The 10,510-nt window shown below is 66.0% G+C and carries 13 protein-coding genes and 1 pseudogene; 8 read left to right on the plus strand and 6 right to left on the minus strand.

The genetic code is table 11. The features are described from left to right. Window positions 1-342: 342 nt before the first annotated feature. The 6 genes from ACZ7GZ_RS40560 to ACZ7GZ_RS40585 all read right to left on the minus strand — a co-directional run bounded on the left by ACZ7GZ_RS40560 (window position 343) and on the right by ACZ7GZ_RS40585 (window position 4,651). Window positions 343-852, minus strand: coding sequence for an SsgA family sporulation/cell division regulator (locus tag ACZ7GZ_RS40560; RefSeq protein ID WP_471032504.1), 510 nt, complete (start codon window positions 850-852; stop codon window positions 343-345). A 255-nt stretch (window positions 853-1,107) separates the two neighbouring features. Next, the gene (locus ACZ7GZ_RS40565; RefSeq protein ID WP_471032507.1) at window positions 1,108-1,842 is read right to left on the minus strand and encodes a DUF2637 domain-containing protein; all 735 of its coding nucleotides are present in this window, start codon (window positions 1,840-1,842) and stop codon (window positions 1,108-1,110) included. 442 nt (window positions 1,843-2,284) lie between these two features. Continuing rightward, on the minus strand, window positions 2,285-2,866 hold the full coding sequence (locus tag ACZ7GZ_RS40570; RefSeq protein WP_471032509.1) for a hypothetical protein: 582 nt from the start codon (window positions 2,864-2,866) through the stop codon (window positions 2,285-2,287). After that, a complete protein-coding gene (locus tag ACZ7GZ_RS40575) occupies window positions 2,863-3,849 on the minus strand; it encodes a DUF6286 domain-containing protein (RefSeq protein ID WP_471032512.1) in 987 nt (328 codons plus the stop codon). The genes ACZ7GZ_RS40570 and ACZ7GZ_RS40575 overlap by 4 nt, the downstream gene beginning before the upstream one ends. Further along, window positions 3,846-4,067 carry a hypothetical protein gene (locus tag ACZ7GZ_RS40580; RefSeq protein ID WP_471032514.1) on the minus strand — a complete coding sequence of 74 codons (222 nt, stop codon included), beginning with the start codon at window positions 4,065-4,067 and terminating at the stop codon, window positions 3,846-3,848. Before ACZ7GZ_RS40580 ends, ACZ7GZ_RS40575 begins: the two co-directional genes overlap by 4 nt. 89 nt (window positions 4,068-4,156) lie before the next feature. Then, window positions 4,157-4,651, minus strand: a complete 495-nt coding sequence (locus ACZ7GZ_RS40585; protein WP_360098485.1) for an Asp23/Gls24 family envelope stress response protein — start codon at window positions 4,649-4,651, stop codon at window positions 4,157-4,159. A gap of 189 nt (window positions 4,652-4,840) precedes the next feature. Here ACZ7GZ_RS40585 and ACZ7GZ_RS40590 point away from each other — a divergent pair, with 189 nt between their 5' ends. From ACZ7GZ_RS40590 to ACZ7GZ_RS40625, 8 genes and pseudogenes are all read left to right on the plus strand, one after another. Further along, entirely contained in the window at window positions 4,841-5,425 is a 585-nt protein-coding gene (locus tag ACZ7GZ_RS40590) for an RNA polymerase sigma factor (protein WP_471032517.1), read from the plus strand. Then, window positions 5,416-6,057 (plus strand): Asp23/Gls24 family envelope stress response protein, encoded by a 642-nt coding sequence (locus ACZ7GZ_RS40595; RefSeq protein ID WP_471032519.1) that lies wholly within the window; start codon window positions 5,416-5,418, stop codon window positions 6,055-6,057. The genes ACZ7GZ_RS40590 and ACZ7GZ_RS40595 overlap by 10 nt, the downstream gene beginning before the upstream one ends. Next, window positions 6,054-6,422 carry an Asp23/Gls24 family envelope stress response protein gene (locus tag ACZ7GZ_RS40600; protein ID WP_471032521.1) on the plus strand — a complete coding sequence of 123 codons (369 nt, stop codon included), beginning with the start codon at window positions 6,054-6,056 and terminating at the stop codon, window positions 6,420-6,422. Before ACZ7GZ_RS40595 ends, ACZ7GZ_RS40600 begins: the two co-directional genes overlap by 4 nt. A 235-nt stretch (window positions 6,423-6,657) precedes the next feature. After that, window positions 6,658-7,449: an SGNH hydrolase domain-containing protein gene (locus ACZ7GZ_RS40605; RefSeq protein WP_471032524.1), complete on the plus strand. Its 792-nt coding sequence runs from the start codon at window positions 6,658-6,660 to the stop codon at window positions 7,447-7,449. Window positions 7,450-7,504: 55 nt separating this feature from the next. Next, window positions 7,505-7,810 carry a hypothetical protein gene (locus ACZ7GZ_RS40610; RefSeq protein ID WP_471032527.1) on the plus strand — a complete coding sequence of 102 codons (306 nt, stop codon included), beginning with the start codon at window positions 7,505-7,507 and terminating at the stop codon, window positions 7,808-7,810. Continuing rightward, window positions 7,810-8,631, plus strand: coding sequence for a DUF459 domain-containing protein (locus ACZ7GZ_RS40615; protein WP_471032530.1), 822 nt, complete (start codon window positions 7,810-7,812; stop codon window positions 8,629-8,631). Before ACZ7GZ_RS40610 ends, ACZ7GZ_RS40615 begins: the two co-directional genes overlap by 1 nt. Before the next feature lie 21 nt (window positions 8,632-8,652). Beyond that, window positions 8,653-9,915 carry an acyltransferase family protein gene (locus ACZ7GZ_RS40620; protein ID WP_471032533.1) on the plus strand — a complete coding sequence of 421 codons (1,263 nt, stop codon included), beginning with the start codon at window positions 8,653-8,655 and terminating at the stop codon, window positions 9,913-9,915. Between the two features lie 171 nt (window positions 9,916-10,086). Further along, window positions 10,087-10,413: pseudogene (locus ACZ7GZ_RS40625) on the plus strand (transposase); the annotation flags it as partial. Window positions 10,414-10,510 lie beyond the last annotated feature (97 nt).

Raw genomic sequence — 10,510 nt, forward strand, 5'->3', positions numbered from 1 at the left:
GTGTTTTGGGGGGGGGGGGGGGGGGGGGGGGGGGAGGGGGGGTTGTTTTTGGGGTTGTGGGGAGGGTCCTTTTTTTGCGGGGCGGGGCTGCGGCCCCCCCCCCCCCCCCCCCCCACCGGGCTATGCAGATGCTGTGACTTTCACATGGCTGTGTCGACTGCGTGCGTATTTCGGTAGAGGGGCCCGCATCGATCGAAGGGAACAGTGGAACAACGGGAACACACGAGCTCAGGCCGTGAGGGGCTGGGACGCTCATCGGTTCCTCCTGCCACAAAGGACGGGAACGAGAGGTTCAGGCCTGATTCGGGACGTCCGGGTGCAGCGAAGGTGGCCATGACGTCCTCAGACCTCGTCCAGCAGGGTGGCCAGCCCCCCTTCGATGGCTGGGCCCATATCTTCTTTGCCATGCTCGACCAATACGTATGAACGCAGGAGAAAACGAATCAGGGCGGCTGTGTCAAACTTGGCGAAGGCTCTGCCTTCGGAACTGCGGAATTCAATGATCGTATAGACGCGGCCGGAGGGCCAGATACGGACGTCCCCGATGCCAGTGGGGCGGCAAAGGCCGTTCGCCAGCAACCCGCGGTCGAAGGACCAGGTCATGTCGGTACCGTCGCTGGAAACTAGCGCAGGGAAATCGACGTGGACCGCCAGCGGGTCGGTGGAGCTGTAACGCAGGATCACGGGGACCGAGATCTGCTGGTTGAACGCTGCGGTCAGCCTGACCCGGGTGGCCTGGCTGATCGTTCCGCCGTCCGTACTGGCCCCATGCCCTTCCCAACGCGGGCGAGTGTATCGCTGATGCTTTCCGGCGGGTCGGTGGAGCCTTACGTTGCGCAAAAACTTGAACATATATGAATCTGTGCCGCTTCATACTGTGCGTGTTCCGCTAACTGTGGAGTGGCCGTTGTGGCTGCTGGGCAGCCGCCGGCAGTCACCGTCTTGAGGGTCGTGAGTCGCTCAGTCGGTGTCGTTCCCCATCGGTGTCACGCATGAGTGGGTGGGACGGTTCGGAACGTTGCCGGTCTGACCTGGTACGTTCCCGTTGTTCCGCTGTTCCCTTTGGTCGGGGCGGGGTCCCGCTCGCGCTGTGCGTCGGCGACCCTTCTATGACTGTGCGGATCGCTTTGGGCTATGCATGGCGTGCTGGGGGCGGTAGCGATCTGAGAACTGTGTGACGAGCTCCTGGAAGCAGGCCAGGGCGGTGATGGGTGGAATTCCGGAGACAGTCATCATCAGAAGAGATTTTGAAGAATTCCCGACGCACAGGGCGACTGCCCCCACGGAAGCGGTCACGATGACGGTCCAGGACCATCGAGCAGTCCGATGCTGGAGGGAAGCGCGCATGATGGACATGCCCGCTGCGAGCCAGGGCCCGTACAGCATCCAGGGCCACCAACGAGCCAGCTTCTCCGGCATGAACAAGGCGGCGACGGCGCGAAGCTGATCGTACGAGTAGGAAATTGACCAGCCAAGCATGACCGCGGAGCATGCGATGATGGCCACGATCAGGATAGCGGTCGGTCTAATTCGCCGTTTGCTTGCATGGCTGCGGTATCGCGGCAGGGGCTGTCGTTGGTCTACTGGAGGCCTGTGCACGCCCTGTCCGACAGGGGGTGAATAGGTGTAATTCATGCTGGGGTCCATATTTAACAACTGGGCCAATTCCTCGTCCGGATCCCATCCACCTCCTACCGTTGTTGCATCCAGGCTGTGCCAGCAATGGTGTCTCTGATATGCGCTGCACTCAGCGCAGTGATGGCGCTGCGGTACGTCGTATCCTGCGCCCTCGATGAATTGTGAGTCATATGGATCGCGCCTGCTCAGGAAGAATTCATCCATGCTCGACTCCTCCCATTTTGTCACGGGATAGATCTTCCGTGTGCGTGTGCTCGGCCTCGGCGTGGCGGAGTTCATCGAGGACGTCGTCAAGTAGATCTGCGTAACGCTGGATGCACGCTCGCCCCCCGGCAAGGTCGAGCCAAGTTACCGCATTGCCAGAAAGGTTAGGCGCGGTCGACTCAAGCAGCCCCGCTTCCTGAGTATCGGATTCTGTCCCGTGTGAGATGAACGCTTGTTTATCGGTCGGAGCCGTTTTGTTCCAAGCCACGGTCACCTAACGAGTGTCACGCACAGTAAGACATCAGGCTTTCGAGGGAACAAATCGGTGTTATTACCTGTCGAACGATTGCTGTGGTCTGCCGTTGGCGGATATTCGATCACCGGTGCCTCCGCGCGGTACTGCTTTCGCCGATGCCGTGGCCGTGGCCGTGCGGGCCATCCGTCAGTGGACGCGGCGAAATTCGTGTCGGCGTGTCCGTAGGAGCACCTCCGCGTCAATGCGCCGTGCGGCCACCTCGCGCGCCTCAGCCAGGACGCGTGCGCTGAAGTGTGAAAGGACGGCCGAGGGTGAGGCACCCGGTGTCAGGACGACATGGACCCGGAGTCGTAGTCGGTCCGGGCGGCCGAGAAGGTGCACGTGTGCGTGCATGACGCCGGGCAGGTTCCGCGTCCTGCGTTCCACGGCGTCGGAGAGGGCGAAGCCGGAGAGGGTGACGCCGGCGACGCCGAGCGTCAGGATGTGCAGCCGGCCGCGGCGAACCTGGACTGCGCACCAGGCCAGGCACAGCAGAAGGGCGATGCCAAGCACGGTCACCACCGCCGGTGTCCACCAGCCGTGGTCGCGCCAGAAGGCCAGCCTTCCGCGATCCACCCAGACCGCGCCGGGAGCGAACGTAGGCCACCAGGGCGGTAATCGGTCGGGGCCGACGACACCGGCGGCCCCGAGTACGACGCCCGTTGTCGCGAGAGGGATGCCGGTGCAGGCCAGAGCGGCTCTGTTGATGCCTCCGCGCAGTCGGTTCATGGCCATTCCCCTTCTGTCGTGGGGCTCTGCGGCGAACTGCCCTGCGGCTCGACGGGCTGCCAACTCGCCGCGGTACGCAGGCTGACCCGCAGGCGGGGCGTGTGCTTCAGTCCGCAGGTGGCAAGGGCTTCGTGAGCCGCCGTCGTCACCGCCTCGTGCGCGGTATCGCGATCCCCGAAGCCCACAGTGGCCCGAACCCTTACCCGGTGTCCTCTGACGCGCACCCGCACGTGGGAGATCCCGGACACGTCCGCCACCGCGTGACGCACCAGGGACTCGGCCGTTGCCCGGCTGAGGGCCGCGCGCATGTGCCGGTCCGGCGTCCTCATCGTGAGTGAGCGGCGCCGCCCGGGCGTGACCGCAAGCAGAATCAGCCCAAGGCCGAGCAGCAGCGTGACCGCGCCCAGCGCCAGCGTGGAGTCGCCAGGGCCGTGAGTGGACAGCCAAGACAGCAATCGGGACCACAGGGAAAGGGGCGCATCCCCCGCGACGTGCACGGACACGACCTCGTACAGCGCCGCCCCACACACCGCTGCGCCCAGGATCGCCGCCAGCGTGGCGGGTAGACGGCGCTCCGACCATATCCGCTTGGGCGGCCGTCCCGACATGTCCTGGGCGGGTGAGGACACGACCGGAGTCGCCGCACCGGAACCGGGCTCGACGCGAAGCGTCAGACCATGCACCCGGATGCGCGCAGGGAAGACCTTGAGGCCGGTGAGCATCGCCGTACGCCGGGCCACGTAGTGGTGGACCTGGTCGCCGGCTCTCCCCAACGCAGCCCGATAGGGCAGCGTGAGATCGACTGCCAGCTCTGCCCGGCCGCCGCCCGTTGCCACCTTCGCCCTAATGGCGCCGACGTCTCCCGGCGGCAGAGCCTCCGCGGCGGCCCGCTCAGCGATGCGGCGCACCACCCGGTCGGCGACGATGGTCCGGCCTCGCTCGGCGGCCGCCACCGCCCCTGCTCCGGCCTCGGCCGTGCTCACGGCAGCCGCCCGGTACCAGCGTCGCTGCGGGACTCGTCACGCCGACCGTCGCGGGGCCCGAAGTACTCCCACGGACTCGCTCCACCGTCGACAAGACGGCCCACGGTCCAGCCAACCGCCCCCAACGCGGCCACCAGCAGGAACGCCGTGAAGCCGCCGAACCAGCCCGCATACCCCAGGGACATGCCCACCAGCAGACCTGTTTCGGCTCTGCTCACCGGTCTCCTCACTTCTTCTCAATCGTCTCCGGCAGATCGGCCGTGTCTCTCCTGATCGCCGGCCATATGTGGTTCAACGCCTGTACGTCCTACTCCACGCGCGAGTCCACCGCGGCGCCCGTCTCGTCCTCCGGGAGGCGTACGTCGTCGACGTTGACGTTCACTTCGACGACTTCGAGGCCGGTGATCCGTTCCACAGCGGAGATCACGTTCTCTCGCACGGCACGCGCGATCTCGGGAATCGGTACTCCGTACTCGACCACCAGGTCGAGGTCGACGGCAGCCTGTCGCTCGCCGACCTCGACCTTCACCCCGCGCCCCACATTCGGCCGTCCGCCCGGCACCCGCTCACGCACCGCGCCGATCGTGCGGGAGAGGCCGCCGCCCATGTCGTACACCCCGGAGATCTCCCGGGCCGCCATGCCGGCAATCTTCACGACGACCACGTCAGCAATGGTCGTCCTGCCCCGCGCGTCTGCGGTCTCCGTGGCATTGCGGGATCCTCCGGGCACGGCCGTGCCCTCAGGCACCGCCACCCGGCCGCCGCCGGCCGTCGTCGCCGGGTTCGGCTCCGGTGTCTTCATCGGTGTGCCTCCTGGATAAATGGCTTTGCACGCGGTCACCTATTTCGACACGTTTTCCACTGCTTCATTACGCGATGCTGGGTTTTTTCCACTCCGTGGATAACGTGCCGCTGCCCCGGTCCACGCCCGGCCGTCCGCCGGGTCGGACACAAGACCCGCGGAGCCGGGGTGAGCGAGAGGAGATCATCAGTGCCAGGGCAGTGGGACAGACCGCCTGACGCCGCGGAGGGTGAAGGGCACGAGGACACCCTGCTGGCTGTGCGCGCAGGAGAGGGAGACGAGGAGGCTTTTGAAGCATTGGTGCGCCATCACGGACCCATGCTGTTACAGACGGCCGCACGACTGCTCGGCGACAGGACCGAGGCGGAGGACGCGGTGCAGGAGGCCTTCGTCAGTGCATGGCGTAAATTACCGGAGTTCCGTGGGGAGTCCGCATTCGGCACGTGGATGTACCGGATCGTGACCAACAAGTGCCTGAACCTGTTGCGCGCTCGGCGGCCGGCTGCCGCTCTGGAAGCAGTGGCCGAGCCCCTTGCCCCCGATCACCAGGTTTCCCCGGCGCGCGCGGTAGAGGGCCAGGCCGCCGTCGAAGCCCTCGCGCAGGCCATGACGGTTCTCTCTCCCGAACAGAGAGCGTGCTGGGTGCTCAGGGAGCTGAACGGGTTGTCGTACGAGGCGGTGGCGGACATCGTTGGAATCAGTCAGGAGGCGGTCCGTGGACGCGTCTTCCGCGCGCGACGCCAACTGACGGAGGCGATGGTCGCATGGCGATGAACGAACCGAACTCCGACCCGGCCGACGGGATGGACGGCGACGAATGCTCCGATGATGAGCGGCTGCCCTGCGGCCGGGAACTGGCCGACGTGTGGCGTCAGTGGGAGGAAGCACTGGAAGACGCGCACACACGCACATGCCCGTACTGCTCAGGCGCACTGCGTGAACTCGACCAGCTCAAGAATGTCGTGCGCCAGGCAAAGACGGAGGATCCCCCCGAGGCCGACGCCCGCAGGCTCGTGGAGCGAGTGATGGACGTCGTACGTCTCGAACTGCGCCCTGGCAGGACACTGCCGTTGGGCACACCCGCGGAGGACCACTGGATCGTGGAGGCGGCGGCCGCCAAGGCGTTCCGTGCGGCGGTCGACTCCCTGCCGGACGTCCGTGCAGGCAGCTGCCGGGTCCTGCCGACCGGTCCGGGCGTCGCGGCTTCCCAGCGCGCACGCGGCCCGGTGACGGTGAGCATCGAGGTGGTGGTCGCCGTCACCGCCGACCTCCAGCGGGCCGCGGAGCAGGTACGCGAGCGAGTACGGGCTACGGCGGACCGAGCGCTCGGCATGGAAGTCGACTCGGTGGACGTGGCCGTTGCGGACGTCTACGACGAGGTCCCGCAGTACGGAGGACCGAGGTGACGGCGGCCGGGAATCCCGCGGAGTTGACGGAACGGATCGCGCGGGCTGTCGTCGACGTACCCGGTGTCGCGTTCCTGCGGCCCGGCCTCGCCGGGCTGCTGCGCGGCTCGGTCCTGGGCCGTGTGACGGACCAGGCGAAGGGTGACGGAAAGTTCGACGGGGAAACCGCGAGGTCCGCCGTGCGCGTCCGACGCGGCGACGCCGTCGGGACCTTGGCCGTCGACGTCAGTGTCGTCCTCTGGCGCGGTCAGCGCGCTCTTGACGTGACGCGAGCGGTACGCGCCGCTGTGGAACGGGTAGTGCCCACCCCGCCCGGAAGTAAGGGGCGTCATCGCGTCACCGTCACCGTCACCGGCCTGGTCTGATACTCGATCGGACGACAACGATCGTTTTCACCGGAATCCGTGGTGTGTCTCGCTCAGCAGTCGCCCGGCGGGTCTATAGCGTGGGTGTTCGCGTGGCTCGAATCGTGCACGCAAGATTCTGAGGGCGACGCGACGGTCTGCTGCAGTCAGCGTATTGCTCGAAGCGAGCAGTCCTGCTTTCAGCTGACTCACTTTACGAGGAAGAATTCGGCGCTGAAGAGCCAAGGATGAGGGCATGAAGCTGAACAGGTTCAGACTGGGAATCGCGCTGGCTACTTCAGGTGTGGCCCTTTGGCCGGCACTTGCGTCCATCGCTTCGGCTACGCCGGTAGAAGGCCACCTGCCGGGCGCGAGCGCGGCGCGGATCGGGATCCACGCCGAGCCACCCTTGGGCGCGGCGCACGTGACCCCGCTCGCCGCGGGAAAGAAGGTGCTCTCGGTCGGGGACTCCTGGGCGGTTCACATGGAGACCGGCATGCGAGCGGCCTCACCCGGAACGATCGTCTACGGCAATGGCCGCGGCGGCTGCGGGATCCGCTTCACGGCCGACAACGAGGGCTCCACCTGCAACCAATGGCCCACTCTGTGGCCGCAGCTGATGGACAAGTACCACCCTGACGCCGTGCTCCTGATGGTCGCGCAGTGGGACTCGCAGCCCCGGAAAGTCACCTGGGACGCTCCGCCTCGGGACCTGACCGACCCCGATCAGCGAGAGCGCTTCACGCAGAATCTCAACCGTGCTGTCGATATTCTCTCCGCGCGCAATACACCCGTCTATCTCATGAATGCCCCGCGCATCGACGCCTCGGCACGGGTGGCGGACGATCTGATCGAGAACGTTGCCCGTACCCATGCGAATGTACATGTGCTGAACCTTCGTGATCAGCTGTGCGATGCCAATGCCTGCCCGTCCCCGATCCACGGCATCCCGGTGTATGACCGGACCTGGCACACCACCCACGGAGCAGAGACGCGGCTCGGCGCCTGGATTCTCAACCAGATGTTCCAGCCACGCTATCAAGCTTGAGAAACCACTGCTCCTTTCTCTCCATGTAGATCTTCCTTGCCGAAAGGTATCCGACATGAAACTAAAGGCTTTTGCTGCTGTAGCCGCGATGGGCGTCGCCGCCCTGCTGCCCACGGACGCCGTGGCCGGCACCGGCGGCCTCTACTGGAGCCCGGACGGCGGTGCCGAGCAGTCCGCCTCCTTAGAGAATCCGCAGTCCAGCCACTGCTACTTCCTGCGAGGCAACAAAGCCCCGTACTACGCGATCAACGTCACCAACCGCACTATGCACTACTACCGTTCACGGGGCTGTTCCGGCGAGGTGGGCACGCTGACCCCGAACATGTCCGGCAACGTCACCAGTTACGTGAAGTTCGACTGATGAGCCGCACTCTTCACCGTCCCGGCCGCGTGCTCGCCGCGACTCTTTGCCTGGCGGGCTTCGCGGTCGCGGGCTGTTCGAGCCAGCAGTCCATGCAAACGACCACTCGGGCCGAAGAACGGGCCGCCGGTTCCCATTCCGGACGGGGCACGCCTCCGCTCGGTACAGCCGCCGGGCACCTCGGCCCCGGTACAGGCGGCAAGAGAATCATGGTGGTCGGAGATTCTTGGGCCGCGAACCTCGCCCAGGGCATGAGCGCCGTCGCCTCTCAGCACACCAGCGTCGTCAACGCAGGCCTGGGCGGTTGCGGCATCCGACTTCCCCAAGGCAACGAGACCCCTGCCCGATGCCGTGAATGGCCGAAGAAATGGCCGTCGTATCTGAGGACGTTCCGGCCCGATGCCACCGTACTCATGGTCGGCTACTGGGACGTCGAGCCGCAGCGCGTGAATGCGCACGAGAATCCCAAGGACCTCACCTCGCCGGCGGCTCGCGCAGCCTTTGCCAAGCGCCTCGACCAGGCAGTGGGCCTGCTCACCGGATCCGGCAAGCCTGTTTACCTGATGACCTCGCCATTGGTCGCCGACTCCCCCTACCGGGAGTCCGCCCGGGTGATGAACCAGGTACTGCGGCAAGTTGAGCAGAAACGCGTGCACGTCAAGATTCTCGACGTGGCGGGACAGCTGTGCAACGAGTCCTCATGTCCGAAGGTGATCGACGGCATCTCGGTGTACGACCCGACCCGGCACCTGACCTCCAAGGCTCGCGACCGGATCGCCACCTGGGCACTGAACACCATCTTCCCCGGAGCTGAAAGCTGAGCCGGTGGCATGAGGTTCGCCATGAAGACGGCGTCGGCACGAACCGGCGCCCCGCTGACGGAACTGGGAGTGCGTTCGGGGAAGTTCACCCGCGATGCGCTGACGGACCTCCAGGGCTCCTCCCGTATCCCGTCGATCGACGGCCTGCGAGCGCTTGCTGTTCTCGGCGTCGTCGCCTACCACTTCCAACTGCCCCTCCTGGGCGGGTTCTTGGGCGTAGACCTGTTTTTCGTGATCTCCGGGTTCGTGATCACCAGACTGCTGGTCACCCAGCGGGAGAAGGATCTGCGCCCCGCACGACTCGACTTCTGGTACCGCCGTGCCAAACGCCTCCTGCCCGCGATGTTGCTCGTGGTGGCGGCCGTACAGGCGTGGATGCTGATCCAGGACCCTCCCGGCCTGCGGCCCACAGTCAACGGACAGACCCTTGCAGCCCTCACCTACCTTTCCAATTGGTATGCGATCACGGCCCACATCGGGTACTGGTCCGTGGGCCTGGATGCCGCTCCCCTCAACCACCTGTGGTCTCTTGCCGTTGAGGAGCAGTTCTACTTGGTGTGGCCACTCGCCCTGGCCGCCGCACTCACCTTCCTCCCTGTGAGGGTCTCTCGCCGTGCTCTCGCCGTGGCCGCGGTCGTCGTCGCAGGCGCCAGCTACACCCTCGCCCTTCACTGGTACGTCCCAGGCGCTCCCGATCGCGCATACCTCGGCACGGACACCCGGGCTGGTGCTCTCCTGCTCGGTGCCGTCGTCGCGCTCCGCCCGGTCCGCCCTCCCGTTTTCCTGACCGCTGCGCTCACCGCCGTCTCCGTCGCGGTGCTGGGGGTTCAGTGGGCCACAGCCGACATTGACTCGGCGGATCTGTACATGTGGCAGCTTCCGGTCGCCGGCCTCGCCGCGGCCGTACTCGTCAATGCCCTCGCACACACCACTCCGGGTGCGCTCTCCCGCTTGCTATGCTCAGCTCCCCTTCAATGGGTGGGCCTGCGCAGTTACGCAATCTATCTGTGGCACTGGCCCGTCTGGATCTTCCTCGGGATCGAATTCCCTGAACTTTCCCACACTGCCCGCGCCGCAACCGGGTTCACCGCGGCCCTCGCTCTTGCGACGCTGAGCTATGCCCTGGTCGAGCAGCCGATGAGGGCCCGCGACCTCCGTCCGCGTGTCCTTCTGCCCGTCCTCGCCGTCTGTTGCGCACTGCTGGCGGGGGCCACGTTGTTACCGGTGACGGCTCCCATGGACGCCGAAAACGGCCCGGTGGTAACCGGACCCAAAGCCCCCTGACCGGCCTGGTACGGATGCTTCTGACCGTGCACGATGAGGAGTTCCTTGCGGACGGCCTTCTCACATCACTGAACCTCTTTCATCCTGCATAGGCGCAGTTCAAGGGGGTATGGATGGCTTGGACGGTGCGGCTGATGCGGCGGGTGGTGGGATTGGGTCGTTCCGGATGGTCTGTGGGAGCGGGGGAGGCCGTTGCTGCCGCTTGCGCGGGTGTGACCGCGGTGTGGCGGGGTCGTGAGCATCGATGATGAGGCGGTGTTTGCCGCGATCGTCTACGTGCTGGTCAGCGGCTGTGCCTGGCGGGTACTGCCGCCGTGCTTTTGGTGCGTCGTAGCCGACCGTCCATCGTCGCTTCCTGATCTGGTCCAGAGCCGGGGTATGGGGCCGGCTCTGGACCAGAAGGTTTTCCAACTCCTGGACGAGAAAGGTTTCGGCTTGTCCCGCGCGGTCCTCGACTCAGCTCACATCCGCGCGAGAAAGGGGGGCGAACGTGCTGGTCTGGATGGCGTCCCGCTTCGTGGTGTAGCCGATCAGTGTTGGGGCGTGCGCCCCGGGGCGTGTGTCGATAGGGATTCCGCTCCCTGCCCGGCAGGCG

This window comes from Streptomyces sp. NPDC037288, from assembly GCF_055603265.1.